The sequence below is a fragment of the Dickeya lacustris genome (genome assembly GCF_029635795.1).
GTDB lineage: Bacteria > Pseudomonadota > Gammaproteobacteria > Enterobacterales > Enterobacteriaceae > Dickeya > Dickeya lacustris.
In genome coordinates this window covers 3,696,484-3,721,096 of record NZ_CP114280.1, presented here as the reverse complement: position 1 = coordinate 3,721,096, position 24,613 = coordinate 3,696,484, and the positions used below count along the sequence as shown (strand labels likewise).

The 24,613-nt window shown below is 52.8% G+C and carries 18 protein-coding genes and 2 pseudogenes; 3 read left to right on the top strand and 17 right to left on the bottom strand.

The window, feature by feature from the left end:
- Positions 1 to 87: 87 nt before the first annotated feature.
- From accA to rpsB, 17 genes and pseudogenes are all read right to left on the bottom strand, one after another.
- The gene (accA, locus tag O1Q98_RS16830) at positions 88 to 1,047 is read right to left on the bottom strand and encodes an acetyl-CoA carboxylase carboxyl transferase subunit alpha (protein ID WP_125258626.1); all 960 of its coding nucleotides are present in this window, start codon (positions 1,045 to 1,047) and stop codon (positions 88 to 90) included.
- 12 nt (positions 1,048 to 1,059) lie between these two features.
- The gene (dnaE, locus tag O1Q98_RS16825) at positions 1,060 to 4,542 is read right to left on the bottom strand and encodes a DNA polymerase III subunit alpha (RefSeq protein ID WP_125258625.1); all 3,483 of its coding nucleotides are present in this window, start codon (positions 4,540 to 4,542) and stop codon (positions 1,060 to 1,062) included.
- A gap of 65 nt (positions 4,543 to 4,607) precedes the next feature.
- Positions 4,608 to 5,204: a ribonuclease HII gene (rnhB, locus tag O1Q98_RS16820; RefSeq protein WP_125258624.1), complete on the bottom strand. Its 597-nt coding sequence runs from the start codon at positions 5,202 to 5,204 to the stop codon at positions 4,608 to 4,610.
- Positions 5,197 to 6,345, bottom strand: a complete 1,149-nt coding sequence (gene lpxB / locus O1Q98_RS16815; RefSeq protein ID WP_125258623.1) for a lipid-A-disaccharide synthase — start codon at positions 6,343 to 6,345, stop codon at positions 5,197 to 5,199. The genes rnhB and lpxB overlap by 8 nt, the downstream gene beginning before the upstream one ends.
- Positions 6,346 to 6,348: 3 nt before the next feature.
- Positions 6,349 to 7,137 carry an acyl-ACP--UDP-N-acetylglucosamine O-acyltransferase gene (gene lpxA, locus O1Q98_RS16810; protein WP_125258622.1) on the bottom strand — a complete coding sequence of 263 codons (789 nt, stop codon included), beginning with the start codon at positions 7,135 to 7,137 and terminating at the stop codon, positions 6,349 to 6,351.
- A gap of 3 nt (positions 7,138 to 7,140) precedes the next feature.
- Positions 7,141 to 7,596, bottom strand: a complete 456-nt coding sequence (gene fabZ / locus O1Q98_RS16805) for a 3-hydroxyacyl-ACP dehydratase FabZ (RefSeq protein WP_035340368.1) — start codon at positions 7,594 to 7,596, stop codon at positions 7,141 to 7,143.
- A 140-nt stretch (positions 7,597 to 7,736) separates the two neighbouring features.
- A complete protein-coding gene (lpxD, locus tag O1Q98_RS16800; RefSeq protein WP_125258621.1) occupies positions 7,737 to 8,759 on the bottom strand; it encodes a UDP-3-O-(3-hydroxymyristoyl)glucosamine N-acyltransferase in 1,023 nt (340 codons plus the stop codon).
- A gap of 3 nt (positions 8,760 to 8,762) precedes the next feature.
- On the bottom strand, positions 8,763 to 9,260 hold the full coding sequence (skp, locus tag O1Q98_RS16795; protein WP_125258620.1) for a molecular chaperone Skp: 498 nt from the start codon (positions 9,258 to 9,260) through the stop codon (positions 8,763 to 8,765).
- Between the two features lie 132 nt (positions 9,261 to 9,392).
- Positions 9,393 to 11,811 (bottom strand): annotated as a pseudogene (gene bamA, locus O1Q98_RS16790) (outer membrane protein assembly factor BamA).
- Positions 11,812 to 11,845: 34 nt separating this feature from the next.
- Positions 11,846 to 13,201, bottom strand: coding sequence for a sigma E protease regulator RseP (gene rseP / locus O1Q98_RS16785; RefSeq protein ID WP_125258618.1), 1,356 nt, complete (start codon positions 13,199 to 13,201; stop codon positions 11,846 to 11,848).
- A gap of 21 nt (positions 13,202 to 13,222) precedes the next feature.
- Entirely contained in the window at positions 13,223 to 14,080 is an 858-nt protein-coding gene (gene cdsA / locus O1Q98_RS16780) for a phosphatidate cytidylyltransferase (protein ID WP_125258617.1), read from the bottom strand.
- Between the two features lie 9 nt (positions 14,081 to 14,089).
- Entirely contained in the window at positions 14,090 to 14,851 is a 762-nt protein-coding gene (gene ispU / locus O1Q98_RS16775; RefSeq protein WP_125258616.1) for a (2E,6E)-farnesyl-diphosphate-specific ditrans,polycis-undecaprenyl-diphosphate synthase, read from the bottom strand.
- 178 nt (positions 14,852 to 15,029) lie between these two features.
- On the bottom strand, positions 15,030 to 16,223 hold the full coding sequence (gene ispC / locus O1Q98_RS16770; RefSeq protein ID WP_125258615.1) for a 1-deoxy-D-xylulose-5-phosphate reductoisomerase: 1,194 nt from the start codon (positions 16,221 to 16,223) through the stop codon (positions 15,030 to 15,032).
- Between the two features lie 220 nt (positions 16,224 to 16,443).
- Positions 16,444 to 17,001, bottom strand: a complete 558-nt coding sequence (gene frr / locus O1Q98_RS16765) for a ribosome recycling factor (protein ID WP_125258614.1) — start codon at positions 16,999 to 17,001, stop codon at positions 16,444 to 16,446.
- A 138-nt stretch (positions 17,002 to 17,139) separates the two neighbouring features.
- Positions 17,140 to 17,871: a UMP kinase gene (gene pyrH / locus O1Q98_RS16760; protein ID WP_035340358.1), complete on the bottom strand. Its 732-nt coding sequence runs from the start codon at positions 17,869 to 17,871 to the stop codon at positions 17,140 to 17,142.
- Positions 17,872 to 18,029: 158 nt separating this feature from the next.
- Positions 18,030 to 18,887 carry a translation elongation factor Ts gene (gene tsf / locus O1Q98_RS16755; protein ID WP_125258613.1) on the bottom strand — a complete coding sequence of 286 codons (858 nt, stop codon included), beginning with the start codon at positions 18,885 to 18,887 and terminating at the stop codon, positions 18,030 to 18,032.
- Between the two features lie 124 nt (positions 18,888 to 19,011).
- Positions 19,012 to 19,737 (bottom strand): 30S ribosomal protein S2, encoded by a 726-nt coding sequence (rpsB, locus tag O1Q98_RS16750; RefSeq protein ID WP_125258612.1) that lies wholly within the window; start codon positions 19,735 to 19,737, stop codon positions 19,012 to 19,014.
- A gap of 384 nt (positions 19,738 to 20,121) precedes the next feature.
- Between rpsB and map the strand changes: the two genes are divergently transcribed.
- The 3 genes and pseudogenes from map to dapD all read left to right on the top strand — a co-directional run bounded on the left by map (position 20,122) and on the right by dapD (position 24,584).
- Entirely contained in the window at positions 20,122 to 20,916 is a 795-nt protein-coding gene (map, locus tag O1Q98_RS16745; RefSeq protein ID WP_125258611.1) for a type I methionyl aminopeptidase, read from the top strand.
- Positions 20,917 to 20,965: 49 nt separating this feature from the next.
- Positions 20,966 to 23,663: pseudogene (gene glnD, locus O1Q98_RS16740) on the top strand (bifunctional uridylyltransferase/uridylyl-removing protein GlnD).
- Positions 23,664 to 23,759: 96 nt separating this feature from the next.
- On the top strand, positions 23,760 to 24,584 hold the full coding sequence (gene dapD, locus O1Q98_RS16735; RefSeq protein ID WP_125258609.1) for a 2,3,4,5-tetrahydropyridine-2,6-dicarboxylate N-succinyltransferase: 825 nt from the start codon (positions 23,760 to 23,762) through the stop codon (positions 24,582 to 24,584).
- Positions 24,585 to 24,613: the final 29 nt, after the last annotated feature.

Here is a 24,613-nt window from a genome sequence, read left to right as displayed (position 1 = left end):
CAAAAAGCCCGTGATGTTAACCATCACGGACTTTTTCACGGCGAACCTATCATCGATACCAGCCACAACGACCGGCGATGGCGCACCTTAGCAATAACCGTAATTCATCAAACGCTGGTAGCGGCGGTTCAACAGTTCCTGCTCATTCAATACATCCAGATCGCTCAAGTCAGCCAGTAGCTGCGCTTTCAGCGATGCGGCCATAGCAGGCACATCGCGGTGGGCTGAACCAAGCGGTTCAGGGATAACCGAGTCAATCAGCTTCAGCTCTTTCAGGCGTGGGGCGATAATGCCCATCGCTTCAGCGGCCAGCGGCGCTTTATCCGCGCTCTTCCACAAAATAGAGGCGCAGCCTTCGGGTGAAATCACCGAATAGGTGCTGTATTGCAACATATTCACTTTATCGCCAACGCCTATCGCCAGCGCGCCGCCAGAGCCGCCTTCACCTATCACCGTACAGATGATAGGCACACGCAAACTCGACATCTCACGCAGGTTACGGGCTATCGCTTCAGACTGGCCGCGCTCTTCTGCCCCAACCCCTGGATAGGCCCCTGGCGTATCGATAAAGGTGATGATTGGCAATTTGAAGCGCTCGGCCATCTCCATCAGGCGTAACGCCTTACGGTAGCCTTCCGGCGCAGGCATGCCGAAGTTACGGCGAATTTTTTCTTTGGTTTCGCGGCCTTTCTGGTGGCCGATAATCATCACCGGACGACCATCCAGACGAGCAATACCGCCAACGATCGCTTTATCGTCAGCAAATGCGCGGTCGCCAGCCAGTTCATCAAAATCGGTAAAAATATGCTGAACATAGTCCAGGGTGTAGGGGCGCTGGGGATGGCGCGCCAACTGGGCAATCTGCCAGGCACCCAAATCAGAGAAGATTTTACGCGTCAGCTCTACGCTTTTTTCGCGCAGACGCTTCACTTCTTCATCAAGGTTAATATCCAATTTTTCATCTTGGCGACTGACTGCGGTCAGGGAATCAATTTTTGCTTCCAACTCAGCAATCGGCTGCTCAAAATCAAGAAAATTCAGACTCATAGTATTCCTATTTTAGTCAAATTCCAGCTCTACCTGCTCATTACCCACCAGGGTGCGCAGAGCGTTCAGTAACGCATCGGTCGGTGTAACACGCCATGCGGCACCGAAACGTAACCGGGCTCGCGCATCCTGACGCTGGTAGTAAAGGTGTACCGGAATCGTCCCCGATCGATGGGGTTCCAACGACTGACGAAGACGGTTTAACAACTGGTCATCAATTTGCCTGTCAGTCAGCGAGATAGCAAGCCCGCGCGCATATTTTTCACGCGCTTCGCTGATATCCATAAGCTCTCTGACAGTCATTTTAAGCCCGCCACTAAAGTCATCAAAGCTGACCTGTCCCGTGGCTATCAAAATGCGATCCTGCTCCAGCAAATGCTGGTATCTGTCCAACGCATCGGTAAACAACATCACCTCCAGACGACCAGAACGATCGTCAAGGGTACACACGCCGATGCGATTACCGCGCTTCGTGACCATCACCCGTGCGGCCAACACCAACCCAACGGCTGTGGTCATTTTTCCCCGTTCCGTAGGGTGCATATCTTTCAAACGCACGCCTCCCGCGTAGCGTTCGATCTCTTTGAGGTACTGATTTATCGGGTGGCCGGTCAGATAAAGCCCCAGCGTCTCGCGTTCACCATCAAGCACCACCTGCTCCGGCCACGGAGGAACGGTACTGTAAGATTGTTCCACCTGTTCAGGCGTATCGGCCAGCACGCCAAACATATCCGCCTGACCAATGGCTTCCGCTTTGGCATGTTGCTCGGCTGATTTCATCGCATCGGCCAGTGAATTCATCAGCGCTGCGCGGTGAGGGCCCAACCTGTCGAACGCACCGGACATAATCAGCTTTTCAAGCACCCGCTTGTTGAGCTTTTTAATGTCGGTACGCGCGCACAAATCAAACAGGTCGCGGAAATAACCGCCGTTATTGCGCGCCTCAATAATCGCCTCTATCGGCCCTTCGCCAACCCCTTTAATCGCCCCGATGCCATAGACGATTTCACCATCATGATTGACGTGGAAATGGTACAAACCGCTGTTGATGTCCGGCGGCAGAATCTTCAGCCCCATACGCCAGCACTCATCAACCAGGCCAACAATCTTATCGGTGTTGTCCATATCGGCGGTCATCACCGCTGCCATAAACTCCGCCGGATAATGCGCCTTGAGCCACAGGGTTTGATAGGAGACCAGCGCATACGCTGCCGAATGCGACTTGTTAAAGCCATAACCGGCAAATTTCTCCACCAAATCGAAGATTTTCATCGACAGCTCGCCGTCAACGCCCATCCTCTCTGCGCCCTCTTTAAACACTGAGCGCTGCTTGGCCATCTCCTCGGGTTTTTTCTTCCCCATCGCCCGGCGTAGCATGTCAGCGCCGCCAAGGGTATAACCCGCCAGCACCTGGGCTATCTGCATCACCTGTTCCTGATACAGGATGATACCATAGGTCGGTTCCAGCACCGGTTTCAGCGTCTCATGCTGCCACTGGATATCCGGGTAGGAAATCGCCTCTCGCCCGTGCTTACGGTCGATAAAGTTATCCACCATGCCAGACTGCAAGGGGCCGGGGCGGAACAATGCCACCAGCGCTATCATGTCTTCGAAGCAGTCAGGTTTCAGGCGCTTTATCAGGTCTTTCATGCCGCGCGATTCAAGCTGGAATACCGCCGTGGTTTCCGAGCGTTGCAGCATGTCGAAACTTCGCTTGTCATCCAGCGGGATGGCGGCGATATCCACCGGCTCCTGCCCCTGTTTCGCGCGCCGGGCGTTGATCATCTCAAGCGCCCAGTTGATGATGGTTAACGTACGCAGCCCGAGGAAGTCAAACTTCACCAGCCCTGCATATTCCACATCGTTTTTATCAAACTGCGTAACCGGATGATTGCCTTCCTGATCGCAATACAGCGGGGCGAAATCGGTAATTTTGGTCGGCGAGATAACCACACCACCGGCGTGTTTACCGGCATTGCGGGTCACACCTTCCAGCTTGCGCGCCATATCGATCAGCGCTTTAACCTCTTCATCCGCTTCGTAAATTTCACCCAGCTGCGGCTCGGCGGCAAAGGCTTTTTCCAGCGTCATGCCAGGATCGGGCGGCACCAGTTTGGAAATACGATCCACAAAGCCATAGGGATGCCCCAGCACGCGCCCCACGTCACGGATAACCGCTTTCGCTGCCATCGTACCGAAGGTGATGATTTGCGATACCGCATCACGGCCATACATATCCGCAACATGGTCTATCACCAGATCGCGCTTTTCCATGCAAAAATCGACGTCGAAGTCCGGCATCGACACGCGTTCCGGGTTGAGGAAGCGCTCGAACAGCAGGTCAAACTCCAGTGGGTCGAGATCGGTAATTTTCAGCGCATACGCCACCAACGAGCCCGCGCCAGAGCCTCGCCCAGGGCCAACCGGCACGTTGTTATCTTTCGACCACTGGATGAACTCCATCACTATCAGGAAGTAACCGGGGAACCCCATCTGGTTGATAACATTCAGTTCGATTTCCAGACGCTCGTCATATTCCAGCCGACGCTTGGCACGCTCACTCTCATCAGGAAACAGAAACGTCAGACGCTCTTCCAGCCCTTTTCGCGAGCACATCACCAGATAGTCTTCCGTTGACATATCGCCGGTTGGAAACTGAGGCAGGAAATACTCACCGAGGCGGATAGTCACGTTGCAACGCTTGGCGATTTCAACTGAGTTGACGAGCGCTTCAGGAATATCGGCAAACAGCTCGCACATTTCCGCTTCGCTGCGCATGTATTGCTGAGTGCTGTAATGGCGTGGCCGTTTCGGGTCATCAAGCGTGAAGCCATCATGAATGGCGACGCGAATTTCATGGGCATCAAAATCTTCAGCGCTAATAAAACGCACATCATTGGTGGCCACAACCGGCAAGCCATGCGCGGTGGCAAGCTCAATCGCAGCATGAAGGTAACTCTCTTCATCCGGCCGCCCCGTGCGAATCAGCTCCAGATAAAAGCGCTGGGGAAAATGCTGTTGATAAAACGCGACGCTCTGCTCGACCTGCGCCTGATTGCCGCGTAACAGAAATTTACCGATATCACCGTGCCGGCCACCGGAAAGCAGCAACAACCCCGCCTGATGCTCAACCAGCCATGAGCGTTCAATCGTCGGGCCGGCCGCGCCATAACCGCGCTGATAGGCTCTGGAAATGAGTAGCGTCAGGTTTTGGTAGCCTTCGTTATTCATCGCCAGTACGGTCAGATGCGCCAGTTCATCGCCCAGCTCGTCACTCTGAAGAAAGAAATCCGCACCAATAATCGGCTTGATGCCCGCGCCGTGCGCTCCGCCGTAGAACTTCACCAATCCGCACAGGTTGGTAAAGTCCGTAATCGCCAGCGCCGGCATACCCAGCGAGGCCGCTTTTTTTACCAACGGGCCGATTTTCGCCAGCCCATCGATCATGGAATAGTCACTGTGAACACGCAGGTGAACAAAACGTGGTTCGGCCATTTTCAGATCCCATAATCTCGTTAGTCACCCGCCAGACCACTACGGCCAGCGGGCCATGCATTGCGTTATGACAAACCCAGCGCCCGTTTTACCGGGGCGAAGCTGCGTCTGTGGTGGAGGGTGGCTCCCAGTGTCGCCAATTTCTCAAGATGATAGGCGGTCGGGTAGCCTTTATGCTGTGCAAAACCATAGTCGGGAAACTGCTTATCCAGCTCATACATTTCACGATCGCGGGTCACTTTCGCCAGGATAGAGGCCGCGCTAATCTCAGCAACGCGGCTGTCGCCTTTGACCACTGCCTGTGCAGGCATTGGCAGCGCCGGGCAACGATTACCATCAATCAGCACCCAATCGGGCACCACCGGCAATCCCGCCACCGCACGTTGCATCGCCAGCATAGTGGCATGAAGGATATTCAGCGCATCAATTTCATGCGGCTCTGCGCGCCCAAGGCTCCACGCCAGCGCTTTTTCACGAATTTCGTCATACAGCGCCGAGCGGCGCTTTTCACTGAGTTTCTTGGAGTCCGCCAAACCCACAATCGGCCGCGACGGGTCCAGAATCACCGCAGCCGTCACCACTGCGCCAACCAGCGGGCCACGCCCGACTTCGTCAACACCGGCAATGTAGCGCGCCTGCGGATAAACAAATACATCACTCATGACCACATAACTCCAACACCGCCCGAGCCGCCTGCTCGTCGGCATGACAGCGAATTTGCTCATGCAGATGCAAGAAATCCTGCTGTAACGCTTGCGCCGCCGATGAGCCGTCAAGCCAGGGCAGCAGCGCCGCCGAAAGATTGTCCGGCGTACACGCTTCTTGCAATAACTCGCGTACCAGCTCACGCCCGGCCAGCAGATTAGGCAGCGACACCCACGGTGTTTTTACCAGTCGCTTCGCCAGCCAGTACGTGAAAGGCTTCATGCGATAGCCGACCACCATTGGGCTTTTCGCCAGCATACACTCCAGTGCCGCCGTGCCGGAGGCCAGTAATGTCGCGTCACTGGCAATCATCGCCTCACGCGCCTGCCCATCCAGTAAATGCACCGCCATATCGGGTGCCACCTCGGCTTTAATGCGTTCAAATTGCTCCCGACGACGCGCATTGACCAGCGGCACCAGCACCTCAAGCTCAGGATAACGCTGGCGTAATTGTCGCGCTGTCGCCAGAAAATCGGCACTGAGCATCTCCACTTCGGCACTGCGACTGCCCGGCAATAGCGCCAGACACCGCGCATCTGGCGAAATGCCTAGCGTCTGGCGCGCGGCCTGCTTGTCCGGGTGCAGCGGCATGGCATCCGCCATGGTATGGCCGATAAAACGGCATGGCACATTAAAGCGGTCATAAAAGGCTTTTTCGAACGGCAGAAACGCCAGCACCAAATCGGTCGCTTTGGCAATTTTAAACACCCGCTTCTGTCGCCAGGCCCATACCGACGGGCTGACGTAATGAATGGTTTTAATGCCGTTTTGCTTAAGGCGACCTTCCAGGGTGAGGTTGAAATCAGGGGCATCAATGCCGACAAACACATCGGGCTTGAGCGCGCGAAAGCGCTGAGTCAGGTCGCGGCGAATCTTCAGCAGGCGCGGCAAGCGCCCCAGCACCTCGACGATGCCCATCACCGCCAACTCCTCCATCTCATACCAGGCTTCGCATCCCTCGGCTTGCATACGGGGGCCAGCGACACCGACAAAACGAGCGTCAGGATAACGGGTTTTCAGGGCTCGAATCAGGCCCGCGCCCAAAATGTCGCCGGAGGTTTCTCCGGCGACCAGGCCAATCGTCAGGGGACGTGTCATAACTTAACGGATGATCCCACGCGTCGAGCGGGTAAAGAAATCGAGGTAAGCCTGCACCGCAGGGTGCTCTGCGGCCAATGCTTCAAGGTCACTTTTCACTTCATCAAGCGTCTTGCCACTGCGGTAAATCAATTTGTACGCATTGCGGATGGCGTGCAGCGTCTCTTTTTCAAAACCACGGCGTTTGAGCCCTTCGATATTAATACCGAATGGCGTCGCATGATTGCCTTGCGCAATCAGGTACGGCGGCACGTCTTGCGCCACACCGGAACACCCGCCAACCATCACATGAGCACCGATAACACAGAACTGATGCACTGCGGTCATACCGCCGATAATAGCGAAATCATCCACCGACACATGCCCGCCCAATGTGGCATTGTTCGCTAAAATACAGCGATTACCAACCACACAGTCGTGCGCGATATGGGTGTTGATCATCAGCAAGTTATCGTTGCCCACTTTGGTCAACCCACCGCCTTGTGCCGTACCCCGGTGAATGGTCACACTTTCACGAATACGGTTACGATCGCCCACTTCAACACGGGTCGGTTCGCCGGCGTATTTCAGGTCCTGATTGACCTCACCGATAGTAACAAACTGATAGATTTGGTTATCACAGCCAATCTTGGTGATACCGTTGATCACGACATGTGATTTCAGCACGGTACCTGAACCAATTTCGACTTGTGAGCCTATGTGGCAAAACGGCCCAATGTGTACTCCGGCGCCAATAATGGCACCGTCTTCAACGATGGAACTCGGATGAACAAAGGCGGTTGGATCAATCACGAATTAGCCCTCCCGACGGCGCGCGCACATCATTTCAGCTTCGCAGGCAATTTCACCATCAACTTTAGCAACACCTTTGAATCGTGCAATACCACGACGCTCTTTAATGAACTCGACTTCCAGAATCATCTGATCTCCCGGTGCAACCGGGCGTTTAAAGCGAGCTTCATCAACAGCGGCAAAATAATACAACTCACCGGGTTCGAGTTTACCCAGGCTTTTGAACGCCAAAATACCCGTGGCTTGCGCCATCGCTTCCAGAATCAATACGCCAGGGAAAATCGGTTTTCCGGGGAAATGCCCCTGAAAGAAGGGCTCATTGAAAGAGACATTTTTTACCGCGCGCAGGAATCTTCCTTTCTCAAAATCCAGTACACGATCCACCAGCAAAAACGGATAGCGGTGCGGTAGTAGATCCAGAATCTCTTCAATATGCAGAGTTTGCGTGTCTGTATTCAAAATACGCTTCCTGTCAATAAAACGATATCATTAACAACACGGCCTGCATTCCCCTGCAAGGGAGGGGACAACATGCAGGCCGCAAATAAAAATTACGTGTTCCAGCGTTACTGATAACGCAACGCAAAGACAGTCAACGATCAATGATCGCCGAGCTTACGCTCCAGCGCTTTGAGTCGTTTACTCATCTCGTCAATGTTCATCACCAACGCCGCAGTCTTGCGCCAGGACTTATTCGGCTGTAACGGAATGCCGGATGAATAAACGCCAGGCTCGGTAATCGGCCGCATCACCATCCCCATTCCCGTCACCGTGACTTTATCGCAGATCTCCATATGACCATTGATAACGCTGGCACCGCCAATCATACAGTAACGGCCAATTTTCAGACTGCCCGCCATGATAACGCCACCGGCAACCGCCGTATTGTCACCAATCACAACATTGTGTGCAATCTGACATTGATTATCGATGATAACCCCGTTGCCAATAATGGTATCATCCAACGCACCACGATCGATGGTGGTACTGGCACCGATCTCGACGCGATCGCCAATCCTGACCGTTCCCAACTGCGGGATTTTGATCCAGTTACCGCGATCGTTAGCATAACCAAAACCATCGGAACCGATCACCGCGCCAGACTGAATCAGACACTGCGCACCCATCACCACATTGTGATAAACCGTCACATTCGCCCATAAGCGTGTGCCCGCGCCAATCCGGGTATTCTTGCCAACAAAGCAACCAGCGCCAATCGACACGCCATCACCCAGTTCTACACCGGATTCAATGACGGTATTCGCGCCAACAGAAACCCCATCTCCTAAACGCGCATCAGGTGCAATTACCGCAGAAGGCGCGATACCCTGCGCGGGCGCGGGAGTTGTATCCATCAACTGCGCCATACGCGCATAGGCCAAATAGGGATTCTTCACCACCAGCGCAGCCGTTTGGCAGAATGGCAAATCCGCTTCCGTCAACACCACAGCGGAAGCTTGCGTCTGACTTAACTGCTCGCGATAACGGCTATCGGATAGAAAAGTAATCTGTCCTGCTTGAGCTGAATGCATAGAAGCAACAGCGGTGATGACGATATCGCCATCACCGTGCAATTGTGCATCCAACTGTTGAGCCAAGGCATCCAGTCGAATTGAAACCATGTGTTATTTAACCTGTTTCAGCACATCAGCCGTAATGTCTTTCGCGTTATCCGCATAAGCAATGGCATTTGCATCAATCACTACGTCATAGCCCTGTTTGCTGGCTACAGATTTCACAGCATCCTGAATACGGCTCAGAATTTTGTTACGCTCTTCCATCTGACGGCGGCGGTTGTCTTGCTCAAATGCCTGCGCTTTGTTGGAGAACTGCTCGCGCTGCGCCATGACGTCTTTTTCCATTTTGCTGCGATCGCTGGCTTTCATTGTTGAGCCATCACGCTGCAATTTCTGCATTTTATCTTGCAGGTCGCGTTCCATTGCCTGTAGTTCAGAAGCACGGCCTTTGAACTCGTTTTCCAGCTGTTTCGCGACAGTTTCACGCTGTGGCAACTGTTGGAAGATACTGGAAACGTTGACAATCGCAATTTTGTCAGCAGCCTGTGCACCGGCAGAGACTGCCAGCGTTAAACCTAAACCTGCGGCATACAACCACTTTTTCACTTTAAAACTCCTCACCCTAAGTATTTCTGCGCACATGGCGCTTATCGTAATCACAGCATCGGAGGCTTGCACATAAAACGACCTCCGAATACTGATGACATGCTACTTTTATCAAACGCCGGGAGGATTCCGTTACCAGGTTTTACCGATATTAAACTGGAATTGCTCCGACTTATCGCCATCGTGTTTCTTAAACGGCTGGGCGTAAGAGAACACCAACGGCCCCAGTGGCGACATCCATTGAACAGCAAGCCCCGACGACATACGAATATTGCCCGGCGTACTGTAATCCGGCACGCCCGCCGCCAGTGTCTGGGCCGTATTCTCCCAATGGGTGTCCCATACGGTACCGGCATCAATAAAGAACGAGGTACGTACTGAGCTGGCATACTTATCGCTGATAAACGGTGTCGGCACAATCAGTTCGGCGCTGGCTACCGCCATCGCATTCCCGCCAACCGCATCGCTCATTTTGCTCGGGTTAATACTGCAAGATGATACGTTGCTTGAAGTACAGCCGGTATAGTAAGCCGCCTTCGGCCCGATGGTGTTCGAGCGGAAACCACGCACGGTACTTGAGCCGCCGGCAAAGAAGTTATCGTAGAACGGCACTTCCTTACCACCTAACCCGTCGCCATAACCGGCCTTGGTTCTGGCCATTAATACCCAGTTATGGCTTTCACTCAGCGGGTAATAGCTCGCTGAATCAAAGGTGAGCTTATAGTATTCGTTATCTGAGCCAGGCGCCGTTACCTTGGCATTCAGACTGGCACGATTACCTGCCGTTGGGAAGAAACCACGGTCGAGGTTGTTATAAGTCCAGCCGGAGGTCAGGAAATAGTCATTGGCGCTGAAGCTTGCGCTGGAGGTGGTGCTAGGGTCAGGATTCGAACCCGCTTTGTTGAGATAACGCCACATCGCCACCTGCGGTTTCATATCAGACAGAGAGTTATGTACGTAGTCCAAACCGAGACGCAACGAGTTATTCTCGTTGATAGGGAAGCCTAGCGTCGTACCTATACCATAGCTCTGGTTGGTATAGTCAGAAAGATCGGCATCCAACGCTTTGAAGTTGTTATAGAAAATACGACCACCGAGGCTAACGCCGTCCACCGTAAAATACGGATCGGTCATCGACAGTTCGATATAGGTTTGGTAGTCGTTGCGCGTACCGCTAATCCCTACGGAATTACCCGTACCCAGCCAGTTATCCTGCTGTACACCAGCCTGGAAGCTGATCCCGCTTTCTGTACCGAAACCCACCCCGAAGTTCAGGCTACCGGTGTTGCGCTCTTTAACCTTATACACCACGTCAACTTGATCGGGTGTTCCCGGTACGCGCTGGGTTTCAACATCCACGCTTTCAAAATAGCCAAGGCGGTTGAGACGCTCTTTCCCCTGCTGCACCAGATCATTACCCAGCCATCCCCCTTCCATCTGCCGCATTTCACGACGCAGAACGGAATCTTTGGAAACGTCGTTCCCTTCAAAGCGGATACGACGCACGGTAAAGCGGTTGCCGGCATCCACATTAATACTCAAACGCACCGTTTTATCGGTGTCATTGATTTCAGGTTGAGTAACAACGCGGGGGTAAGCATAACCATAGCGGCCGAGTAGTTTCTTAATTTCCTCTTCCATCTTGGTCACTTTGGTGCCGTTATACAGCTCACCAGGCTGAATACGCGTCAAATCCTCAATCTCGGTGGCATGGCCGACCAGATTGCCGCGCACGGTGACACCAGAAAGCTTGTACTGTTCACCTTCAGTAATATTGATGGTGATGTAGATGCCTTTTTTATCCGGCGTCAGGCTAACTTGCGTGGAATCGATATTAAAACGCGCATAGCCACGATCAAGATAGAAACTGCGCAGGGTCTCTAAATCCCCTGACAGCTTTTGTTTCTCATATTTCCGATCGCCTACCAGGTTCCACCATGGCACTTCATTCACGCAGTTGGAAGCGTGAAATCAACTCATCGGAATTAAAGGATTTATTACCAACAATATTGATCTGCTGAATCTTGGCAGAAACACCTTCGGTAAAGACCAGTTTAAGATCAACGCGATTGCGCGGTAACGGTGTGACCACTGCTTTAACGGTCGCACTGTACTTACCCACGCTGTAGTAAAAGTCTTCTAATCCTTTTTCAATATTGGACAGGGTGGTACGGTCCAGCGCCTCACCGACTCGCACACCGGATGCTTCCAGATTCTCCTTAAGCATCTCCTCTTTCACCGCTTTATTGCCGGAGAACGTGAGGCTGGCGATAGTCGGGCGTTCTTTTACCTGAATTAAAAGCGCATTCCCATCCCGCAGGACACGAACGTCTTCAAAATTCCCGGTAGCAAACAAGGCCCGGATGGTGTTACCGATATCTTCGTCAGTGATGGTATCTCCCACCCGAACAGGCATACTGAGCAATGCCGCACCGACGGCAACTCGTTGCAGGCCCTCGAAATGAATGTCTTTCACTACGAATCCGTCTGCACCGTATACGGTGGCGCTGCCAAACAGCAGCGACGCTATGAGCAACTTTTTCATCGCCATCGTTGTTATGCGTTTTTCCTAACCTGATCCACACCTAAAGGCGGGAAAAATCATTGAAAAGTGCAAGCCCCATTAGCATCATCAGCAACACTGTGCCAACACGATAACTAACATCCTGCACACGCTCGGAAACCGGTCCGCCTTTCAGCTTTTCAATCGCCAGAAAAAGCAGATGCCCCCCATCCAGTACCGGCAAAGGAAACAGATTGATAATACCCAGATTGACGCTGATCAGCGCCAAAAACATCAGATAGTATACCAACCCATAATCTGCTGACATGCCTGCTCCCTGCGCAATCGAAATCGGGCCGCTCAGGTTGTTCAGTTTCACGTCTCCGGTGATAAGCTTACCCAACATGCTAACCGTCAGCTTCATCAGTTGCCAGGTTTTATCCCCTGCAGCATAGATGGCGCTAAATGGCCCATACTGGCGTACCGTTTTATACTCAGCAGGCAGAGGCGTCACCGTCGGCACGACACCAGCAAACCCCTCTAGCCTGTCTTTCCCTACTGCCTTGCTATCCGGTGTGAGAACGACAGAAACGCGCTGCCCCTGCCTTTCTACCTCAAGCGTTACCGGTTTGCCGGGATTATCGCGCACGGCAATGACAAATTGCTGCCAGCGAATCAATGGCTGGCCATCGACTTTAACGATCCTGTCTGCGACTTGCAAACCGGCTTTTTCGGCAGCCGAACGAGGTTGAACCTGTGCCAGCACCGATTCAACCTGCGGCCCTTTCGGCATTATCCCCAGCGAAACCACCGGGTCCTGACGCTCGGGATCAAAATGCCAGTTCTGCAAATCAAGCCGTATAAGCGAAGTCTGAGAACGGCCTAATGCGGCAGTTTCCATCGACACATCCGCCTCGCCAATTTTGCCAATGAGCGCCAGACGCACGCTATCCCAGTCAGGCGTTTCGATGCCATCAATCGACTTTAGTTCCGTTCCTGGCGAAATTTGCGCCTGAGCCGCAATCGAACCGGGTAAGATTTCACCGATAACCGGACGAACACCCGGCACGCCGATAATGAACACCAGCCAATAAGCGATAACGGCAAAAATAAAGTTGGCAATCGGCCCGGCGCTAACAATCGCCGCACGTTGCCAGATGGCTTTATGATTGAATGCGCGTGACTGCTGCTCAACAGGAACCGGTTCCACCCGGCCATCAAGCATCTTCACATAGCCCCCTAAAGGAATCAGGGCTATCACATATTCCGTACCCAACCGATCGCGGCGTCGCCACAGCGCCTTGCCAAAGCCAATGGAGAAACGCTCAACGCTAACGCCACAACGCCGGGCCACCCAAAAGTGGCCAAATTCATGTACCGTAATGAGCACACCGAGTGCAACAATAAACGCAGCCAGGCTCCAGAGAACATTCAGCATAAGCAGACTTTACCTGTATTCCTAAACGGCCTTAAACAGCAACAACATCAAACATGAAAAGACGGGGATCGCGGCCGTCAGGCTATCGATGCGATCTAAAATACCGCCATGCCCCGGGATAATGTGACCGCTATCTTTAATACCCGCCTCACGTTTGAACATGCTTTCGGTCAAATCCCCCAAAACGGATGCAAGCGTCGCGATGACAGAACACACCAGCAGGGTAGACGTTGACAGGGATAATGGCGCGTAATGGCTAAACAAGAGCGCAATCACCGCCGACGTCGCCAGACCACCACAGAACCCTTCCCAGGTTTTTCCTGGCGATACCCGTGGGGACAATTTATGTCGTCCGAACAACTTACCAAACAGATACGCGCCGCTATCCGCCCCCCACACCAGCACCATCACATACAGCAGCCACCATGCGCCGGTAAACGGGTTTGCGTCATAATCAAATTGACGCAGCACCACCATCCCCCAGAAAAAAGGCACGATCGTCAACAAGCCAAAACCGAGGCGCAACAGACGCGAGTGGCGCCACAGCGCAGCAGAAGAAGGATAAAACAGCACCAGCAACAACGCCAGACTCCACCAGGCCAGTGAGAACCACAGCGGTATGCAAACCTGTGTTGAGGTGACGGCGTGAAGGTAATCAGGCAGCGTCAGGAGCATGCTCGCCAGTAAAAAACCACAGGCAAGAGCCAGCATGAAACGTTGTGTGTAAGAAACCAATCCCGCCAATTGCCCCCATTCCCAGGCGGCCAGCATACAGACAACCAGCGTGACCAGAGAAAAGGCTAAGGGTGGCAGGAAAAACAGCGCAACGATCACCAAAGGGATCAAGATAAGCGCAGTAATCAGGCGATACTTCAGCAAAAAAACCCCTTACGATGCATTGGCATCGACCGGTGTAGTTCCCCCAAAGCGACGCTCACGTTGAGCAAAGGCATGAATGGCACCTTCAAAGGTTTGTTCATCAAAATCCGGCCAGAGAACGTCGGTAAAATAAAACTCTGCATACGCAATCTGCCATAACAGAAAATTACTGATGCGATGTTCACCACCGGTTCTTATTACCAAATCAACCGGAGCCAGATCGCTTAAACAGACATAGCGAGACAGGGTCGATTCATCAATGCTATCAGGATGCAATGCGCCTTCCTGAACCTGTTCAGCTATTTTCCTGACCCCGTGGATAATATCCCAACGCCCGCCATAATTCGCAGCGATATTCAGCACCAGCCCGGTATTATTTTCTGTTACCGATTCAGAGCGACGAATAAGCGCCTGCAAACGCGCGCTAAACCGACTGATATCGCCGATAACCCGCAAACGGACATTATGCTTATGCAGGTTCTTCACTTCGCTATTGAGCACACGCACAAACAGCTCCATCAAAGCAGAAACTTCCTGCGCCGGACGATTCCAGTTTTCACTGCTAAAGGCATAGAGGGTTAACGCTTCAAGGCGTTGAGCAACCGCATAACTGATAGCCCGACGTACAGACTTCACTCCCGCTTGATGGCCAGAAACCCTGAGTTTCCCTCTCTGTTTGGCCCAACGACCATTGCCATCCATAATAATTGCCACATGGCGTGGAGTGCCAGGTAACAACTGTAGGCTATCGTGTTGATTTTCGGAGGGCATAGCGCGTTTTAATTTCCTTGAGCAAGAAAGTGACTATTTCAGTCGCAACCTAATTCTGACAGCATAAAAAAAGCTGTGCACACACAGCTTCCTGGCACCGTAGCGTGGTTTCCACCGCGCATAAGCGGCGCAGACTATACCATTTCGGGTGCGACTGAACAAACACACCCGCATCAGGTTATTGATAACGTCGTAGAGAATGTTCCGCCGTTTGCCTTGCCCAGATATCAATCGACAAGACATCCTCAACACGTTGCGGCTCAGGCAGTGTCAGTTGAGCCAGCACATGCTGGCTGATGGCCGCAATATCAGTAAAGCGAATTGCCTCACGTAAAAACGCCGCCACAGCCACTTCATTAGCCGCATTGAGCGCGGTAGTTGCCGCTTGCCCCTGCTCGCAGGCCTCAATCGCTAACCCCAGACAAGGATAACGCTGGAAGTCCGGTGCAGAGAACGTCAACCCACCCAGTTGGCAGAAATCGAGTGACGGCGCGCCAGAAAACACCCGTCCCGGATAAGCCATCGCATACGCAATCGGCGTGCGCATATCCGGCGAGCCAAGTTGAGCCATCACACTGCCATCGCGGTAACGCACCATTGAATGAATCACCGACTGAGGATGGATAATGACCTCCATCTGTTCGCGTGAAGCGTTAAACAACCAACGCGCTTCAATATACTCAAGCCCTTTATTCATCATCGTGGCTGAGTCTACGGAGATCTTACGCCCCATTGACCAATTTGGGTGGGCACACGCTTGCGCAGGCGTCACGTCTTGCAATTCAGCCAGCGTGCTTTCACGAAAGGGGCCCCCGGAGCCGGTTAGTACAATACGCTCAACGCCAAATTGCGCCAACGGAGCATATCCCAGTTGCCGTTGAATAGGCTCAGGTAAACTCTGAAAAATCGCGCTGTGCTCACTATCAACCGGCAATAATTGCGCACCGCATTTCACCACTTCGTCCATAAACAAGCGCCCGCAGGTCACAAGCGATTCCTTATTCGCCAGCAACACGCGTTTACCCGCACGAATCGCCGCCAAAGTGGGTAACAATCCCGCTGCGCCAACAATCGCCGCCATCACCTGATCGACATCATCCAATGCCGCCAGTTCGCATGCGGCCTGTTCACCACTGAGCACATGGGTGTGGCATCCCGCCTCACTCAAACGCTGGCGAAGCTCACGCGCACTATCCTCATCAGCCATCGCGGCATAGGCCGGGCGAAACGTTAAACATTGCTCCGCCATTAAAGACACATTGCGCCCTGCAACCAGCGCTTTTATCGAGAACACATCCGGGTTGGCCCTGACAACCGCCAGAGAACTGACGCCAATAGAACCGGTTGAGCCGAGGATAGTCAGTTGTTTCATGAATACACACCCTGATAGAACTGGGTTAGAAATGGGTACATCACCAGTCTTATGTCAGCACGCGCGGCATTGTTGCGGGGTAATACGTTCTTTAGAACAGAAGGTGTGGCGTTCCCAAGACAATATTCCCAAGACAATACTACGGGCGCTAAAAAATAAAACGCCGCAGGAGGGCGGGTAAACCCCACACCTGCCAGCGGCGCGACCGTTTAGCAACGAATTAAAAATCCATTAATTCTTTTTCTTTCTCAGCCAAAGAAGTATCGATTTTTTTGATAAAGTTATCGGTTAACTTCTGGACATCATCCTGGGCGCGACGCTCATCGTCTTCACTAATCGTTTTATCTTTCAACAATGCTTTCAGCTTGTCATTCGCATCACGGCGCACATTACGCACAGAGACACGGCCCTGCTCGGCTTCGCCACGCACCACTTTGATAAGATCTTTACGGCGCTCTTCGGTCAACGGCGGCAGCGGAACACGAATAACGGTGCCGGCTGACATCGGATTCAGCCCAAGATCGGACGCCATAATCGCTTTTTCTACAGCCGGGCCCATGGTGCGATCAAAAACGGTCACAGCCAGCGTACGGGCATCTTCCACCACAACGTTCGCCAACTGGCGCAACGGCGTGGCGCTGCCGTAATACTCGACGTAAATACCATCAAGCAGGCTTGGCGAAGCACGGCCAGTACGAATTTTACTGATTTGGTTCTTGAATGCGTCTACGCATTTGTCCATGCGTGTTTCAGCGTCTTTTCTGATGTCATTAATCACGTTGTGAACCCTTGAAAACTGGTTGCCAGTCAGGCCACGCAAACCGCATGACCCGGTGAATCATTCGAGGCCAGCGAAGCTGGCGAGAGATGGCGCTATCTTGTATCACCAAAACAAGATATTACCTTAAATTCAACCTCAGCCGTTATTACTGATCAACGTGCCTTCTTTTTCACCCATAACCACGCGGCGCAACGCGCCAGGCTTATTCATGTTGAAAACACGGATAGGCAGATTATGGTCACGCGCCAGCGTAAAGGCAGCCAGATCCATTACCTTAAGCTCGCGCTCCAGCACATCTTGATAGTTCAACGTTTCATACAGCGTTGCCGTCGGGTCTTTCACCGGATCGGCTGAAAATACGCCGTCAACCTTGGTGGCTTTCAGCACCACATCCGCTTCAATTTCGATGCCACGCAAACAGGCTGCTGAATCTGTCGTAAAGAAAGGATTGCCTGTACCTGCGGAGAAGATCACCACGCGGTTGTTACGCAAAAGGCTAATCGCCTCAGCCCAGTTGTAATTATCACATACGCCATTAAGCGGGATAGCTGACATCAGTCGTGCGTTCACGTAGGCTCGGTGCAGCGCATCACGCATCGCCAGACCGTTCATGACGGTCGCCAGCATGCCCATATGGTCGCCGACCACACGGTTCATACCCGCTTTTGCAAGGCCTGCGCCACGAAATAAATTGCCACCGCCTATCACCACACCGACCTGGATGCCCAGCTCAACCAGCTCTTTTACTTCCTGGGCCATGCGATCGAGAATACTCGCATCGATACCGAAACCTTCAGCTCCTTGCAGCGCTTCGCCACTCAGCTTAAGCAGGATACGTTGATATACGGGTTTTGCGTTGGTTGCCATGGTGTTCTTGTCCTAAACAGGCTGTCATCGTACTGGGGATTGTTACTGCCACACTCGAGCAACCACAGGCGGGTTCTCCAGTGTCATGAAATTATCTGTATTACGAAATAGTTTGGCTGGATAAAAAGGAACCGCCAACTGGCGGCTCCTTTTTTTTATTAAGACTGCTTGCTCATTGCTGCAACTTCTGCAGCAAAGTCAACTTCTGCTTTTTCAATACCCTCACCCACTTCGTAGCGGATGAAGCTGCTCACTGCAGCATTGTGCTCTTTGAGCAACTGACCAACAGTTTTGTTCGGGTCCATCACGAAATTCTGACCAGTCAGAGAGATCTCACCGGTGAATTTACGCATACGGCCTTCAACCATTTTCTCAGCGATTTCGCGTGGCTTGCCAGACTGCATGGCGATGTCGAGCTGGATCTGGTGCTCACGAGCAACCACGTCAGCCGGTACATCGTCAGCGTTGACATATTCCGGTTTGCTGGCAGCGATATGCATCGCAACGTGCTTGATCAGCTCTTCATTAGCGCCGGTCGCAGCAACCATAACACCGATGCGGGCACCGTGCATGTAAGAACCCAGCGCGTCGCCAGTCTGCACAGCGATACGACGGATATTGATGTTTTCGCCGATTTTCGCTACCAGAGCAGTACGCTGTTCTTCGAATTTTGCTTTCAGAACTTCAACATCAGTGATGCGCTCGTTCAGTGCAGCCGTCGCCACTTCTTCGCCAAACGCTTTAAAGCCGGCATCTTTAGCAACGAAGTCGGTTTCGCAGTTCAGTTCAACGATGATGCCGTATTTGCCATCAGCAGCGATTTTAGTCAGGATCACGCCTTCAGCAGCAACACGGCCTGCTTTCTTGGCAGCTTTCGCCTGGCCAGATTTACGCATGTTATCAATAGCAAGCTCGATGTCGCCATTAGCTTCAACCAGCGCTTTTTTACATTCCATCATGCCTGCGCCAGTACGTTCGCGCAGTTCTTTTACCAGGGCGGCGGTAATTTCAGCCATTATCTTTTCCTCGGTTATCTCGTGCGGGAGATAAGTAAGAGATAAGTAAAAAGGGGGCCTTCAAGGCCCCCTAACCAACATATGTCAATACCTGGTTAATAAGGGCTCAACAGAGCTGGCCTTATTATTCAGCTTCGACGAAGCTCTCTTCAGCCTGTTCAGCCAGATCCTGAGAACGGCCTTCGCGAACGGCGGTAGCAACGGCGCTCAGATACAGGGTGACAGCGCGGATGGCGTCATCGTTACCCGGGATGATGTAATCAACACCATCAGGATCAGAGTTGGTATCAACGATTGCAAATACCGGAATACCCAGGTTGTTTGCTTCTTTGATGGCAATGTGTTCGTGATCGGCGTCGATAACGAACAGCGCGTCAGGCAGACCGCCCATGTCTTTGATACCGCCCAGGCTGTTTTCCAGCTTGTCCAGTTCACGGGTGCGCAGCAGCGCTTCTTTCTTGGTCAGCTTGTCGAACGTGCCGTCCTGAGCCTGAGTTTCCAGATCTTTCAGACGTTTGATGGACTGACGAACGGTTTTCCAGTTAGTCAGCATACCGCCCAACCAGCGATGGTTCACAAAGAACTGGTCGCAGTTGTTAGCAGCGTCTTTTACCGCTTCGCTTGCTGCGCGCTTAGTACCAACGAACAGGATCTTGCCCTTACGGGAAGCGATCTTGCTCAACTCAGCCAGCGCTTCGTTGAACATCGGTACAGTTTTCTCAAGGTTGATGATGTGCACTTTGTTACGAGCACCGAAGATGAACGGCTTCATTTTCGGGTTCCAGTAACGAGTCTGGTGACCAAAGTGTACGCCCGCCTTGAGCATGTCGCGCATGGAAACAGTTGCCATGATTACCTCTATGAATTAAGTATGGGGTTATGCCTCCACGTGTCCCATTGCGCCGACCAGAGAGAGACCTCTCAAGGCACCCCGGCGAATGTGCCGACACGTGTGTGTTATACACATAGTGAGTTCAGTTTGAACCGACCTGTATTTCAGTTCCCCGAATTTCAGTTACCCGAAACCAACAAGCCGGAACACCGGCGCGCTTTATACCACAAACTGCCCCCGCACACCAATTTTTGTTGCATACAATGCGCCGCAATTTACGTCTTGATGAGCGCCTTGTGGCCAAATGATGATTTGGCAGTGTCAGGCAGGGCTGATACCATAAATCCTGATTTACTGACTCTATTTCGTCGGGAACGCGACGACACCTGCGGACTGAATTCAATGGCAATCTCAATCAAAACCTCTGAAGATATCGAAAAAATGCGCGTGGCGGGCCGCCTGGCGGCGGAAGTGCTGGAAATTATCGAGCCGCACGTGGTGCCCGGCGTGAGCACCGGTGAACTAGACCGCATTTGCCATGACCACATCACCAACAAGCAAAATGCGATTTCTGCCTGCCTCGGTTATCACGGCTTTCCTAAGTCTGTCTGCATTTCTGTCAATGAAGTGGTGTGCCACGGCATCCCGAGCGACGACAAAATTCTCAAAGATGGCGATATCGTGAATATCGACGTCACCGTGATCAAAGATGATTTCCATGGTGATACGTCCAAAATGTTCATCGTTGGTAAACCGACCATTCAGGGCGAGCGCCTGTGCAAAGTTGCACAAGATAGCCTGTATCTGGCCTTGCGGATGGTGAAACCCGGTATCCGTTTGCGTACGCTAGGCCGTGAGATTCAAAAGTACGTTGAAGCTCAGGATTTTTCCGTCGTGCGCGAATACTGCGGCCACGGGATTGGCCGTGGTTTTCACGAAGAGCCGCAGGTATTGCACTATGATGCCGATGACGGCGGCGTGGTGCTGCAACCGGGCATGGCGTTTACCATTGAGCCAATGGTCAATGCCGGTGATTTCCGTATCCGTACCATGAAAGATGGCTGGACGGTAAAAACCAAAGATCGCAGCTTGTCGGCACAGTATGAGCATACTATTGTGGTGACTGAAAACGGCTGCGAAATAATGACGTTGCGTAAGGATGACACCCTCCCCAACCTCATTACGCATCAGGAATAACCCAGCATGAGCCGGCAACAGCCGGCTTTTTTATGTTATGGCGGCGCACATGATAGACAGAGATCTTTCGCACGGTATTCCAGACACCTCGATTTCCGATATTTCCACATCAACGCACCCCTTACCTGCATCGCCTCTTACCTTCACGGACGATATGCTGGCTTGTCAGCCGCTGAGAACACATCTGGAACAGTTCCAGCACTGGCTGGCCGATGAGTTCAAAGCGGGTGTGAGTGCTGAAGCGCTGATCGATGCGCGGACACTGTTTATCGATCATTTGATGCAGCGTTTGTGGCGTTTTTACGGCTTTGAACATGTTGGACAAACCGCGTTGGTCGCCGTCGGTGGCTATGGCCGGGGTGAACTGCACCCGCTATCAGACATTGATTTACTGGTCTTAAGCCAACAACCGTTAACTGAAGCACAATCTCAGACGATCGGTACTTTTATTACCTTGTTGTGGGATTTAAGGCTGGAAGTTGGCCACAGTGTGCGCACGCTTGATGAGTGTTTAGAAGAAGGCCGGGCTGACATTTCCGTTGCCACCAACCTGATTGAATCGCGCATGATTTGTGGTGATGTCGCGCTGTTCCTCTCGTTGCAAAAACATATTTTTAGCGATGCCTTCTGGCCTTCAGCAACCTTCTTTCCGGCCAAAATCACCGAGCAACGCGAGCGCCATCAGCGCTATCACAGCACCAGTTACAATCTGGAACCGGACATCAAAAGCAGCCCCGGCGGATTACGTGATATTCACACCTTGCTGTGGGTTGCGCGGCGTCATTTTGGCGCAAACGTCGCTCAATGAAATGGTGGGATTCGGCTTTCTAACCGAAGCGGAACGCAATGAGCTCAACGAATGCCAGAGTTTTTTATGGCGCATCCGCTTTGCGCTACACCTGATTTTACCGCGCTACGACAACCGCCTGCTGTTTGATAGACAGCTAAATGTGGCGCAGTTGCTGCAATATCAAGGTGAAGGCAATGCTCCGGTAGAACGGATGATGAAGGATTTCTACCGCATGACGCGTCGCGTCGGCGAGCTGAACCAGATGCTATTGCAACTGTTTGACGAGGCAATACTGGCGCTGGACACCAGCGAAAAACCGCGCCCGCTGGACGATGAATTCCAGTTGCGCGGCACGCTGATTGACTTACGTGATGAAACCCTGTTTACCCGTAAACCGGAAGCCATTATTCGCATGTTCTACCTGATGGTACGTAATCAGGAGATAACCGGTATTTACTCAACGACGTTGCGACATTTGCGCTATGCGCGCCGCCATCTGGCCCAGCCACTTTGTACCATCCCGGAGGCGCGCCACCTGTTCATGACCATTTTGCGCCACCCGCGCGCCGTTACCCGCGCGCTGCTGCCGATGCATACTCACAGTGTGCTGTGGGCTTATATGCCGCAATGGGGAAGCATTGTCGGGCAAATGCAATTTGACTTATTCCACGCCTACACCGTGGACGAACACACGATTCGGGTGTTGCTAAAACTGGAAAGCTTCAACGACGAGGGCACGCGTGCCGCGCATCCGTTATGCGTGGAGCTCTATCCTCGCCTGCCGCAACCGGAATTATTGCTGCTGGCGGCGCTGTTTCACGATATAGCTAAAGGCCGGGGTGGCGACCATTCTGAACTCGGTGCTAAAGATGCGCTGGAGTTCGCTGCTTTGCACGGCCTGAACTCGCGGGAAACACAACTGGTCGCCTGGCTGGTTCGTTGTCATCTATTGATGTCCGTCACCGCGCAGCGGCGCGACATTCAAGACCCGGCAGTTATCCAGCAGTTTGCCGAACAGGTACAGAGCGAAAACCGCCTGCGCTATCTGCTCAACCTGACGGTAGCCGATATTTGCGCCACCAATGAGACGCTATGGAACAGCTGGAAACAAAGTCTGCTGCGCGAGCTCTATTACGCCACGGAAAGACAGCTCCGCCGGGGCATGCAAAGCTCGCCAGATTTACGTGACCGGGTACGTCATCATCGCTTACAGGCCCTGGCGTTGTTGCGCATGGATAACATTGATGAGGAAGCGTTGCACCACATTTGGAGCCGCTGTCGTGCGGATTATTTCCTGCGCCACTCTCCCAACCAACTCGCCTGGCACGCCCGTCATCTGCTCGAGCATGATACTTCAAAGCCATTAGTGCTTATCAGCCATCAGGCCAGCCGTGGTGGTACCGAAATCTTCATCTGGAGCCCGGACAGACCTTATCTGTTTGCCGCTGTTGCAGGCGAACTTGACAGGCGTAACCTGAGCGTACATGACGCGCAAATTTTCACCAGTCGCGACGGTATGGCGATGGATACCTTTATTGTACTGGAGCCCGATGGCAGCCCGCTTGCCCCTGACCGCCACGACATGATTCGCCATGCCATCGAGCAAGCGCTCACACAACGAGACTACCAGCACCCGCGCGCACGCCGCCCCTCCTCGCGCCTGCGTCATTTCAGTGTGCCTACCGCCGTCAGCTTTTTACCCACGCACACCGACCGGCGCAGTTATATGGAGCTGATTGCGCTTGACCAGCCGGGGCTGCTGGCCCGGGTAGGCGAGATCTTTGCCGATCTGAATTTGTCGCTGCATGGCGCTCGTATTTCCACCATCGGCGAGCGGGTCGAAGACTTGTTTATCCTGGCCGATGCCGAAAGGCGGGCATTAAGCCCCGAATTAAGGCTCAAGTTACAACAACGGTTGACAGAAGCCCTCGACCCAAACGATAAAGTAGCTTCTTAAAATATTCCGTGCCCTTTGCCCATCACGCCTGGCAGAAGGGCCCGAGTTAGATGTTATTCATCACTTACGTTTTATTAATCACGAAAGAGAAACAGGATGCAGTCATTACAGAACGTCATCGAAACCGCCTTTGAACGCCGCGCGGAAATCACTCCGGCCAATGTTGACGCAGTGACGCGTGAAGCGGTAAATCAGGTCATCAGCCAGTTAGACAGCGGTGCGCTGCGCGTGGCGGAAAAAATCAACGGCCAATGGGTAACTCACCAGTGGCTGAAGAAAGCGGTGCTGCTCTCTTTTCGCATCAACGATAATCAGTTGCTGGAAGGGGCTGAAACCCGCTACTACGACAAAGTCCCGATGAAATTCGCCGGTTACGACGAAGCGCGCTTTCAGCGTGAAGGCTTCCGTGTCGTACCGCCTGCCAGCGTGCGTCAGGGTGCGTTCATCGCCCGTAATACCGTTCTGATGCCGTCTTACGTCAATATCGGTGCTTATGTTGACGAAGGCAGTATGGTGGACACGTGGGCAACCGTTGGCTCGTGCGCGCAGATAGGCAAGAACGTGCACCTGTCCGGCGGCGTCGGCATTGGCGGCGTACTGGAGCCGTTACAAGCCAACCCGACCATCATCGAAGATAACTGCTTTATCGGCGCGCGCTCAGAAGTCGTTGAAGGGGTCATTGTCGAAGAAGGTTCGGTTATCTCTATGGGCGTCTTTATCGGCCAGAGCACCAAAATTTACGACCGTGAAACCGGCGAAATCCACTATGGCCGCGTTCCGGCAGGCTCGGTGGTGGTATCAGGGAATTTGCCGTCAAAAGATGGCAGCTACAGCCTGTACTGTGCCGTGATAGTGAAAAAAGTAGACGCCAAGACTCGCGGTAAAGTCGGCATTAACGAATTACTGCGTACGATTGACTAACCGGTTAGTCTGTTATCAGGTGTTACATC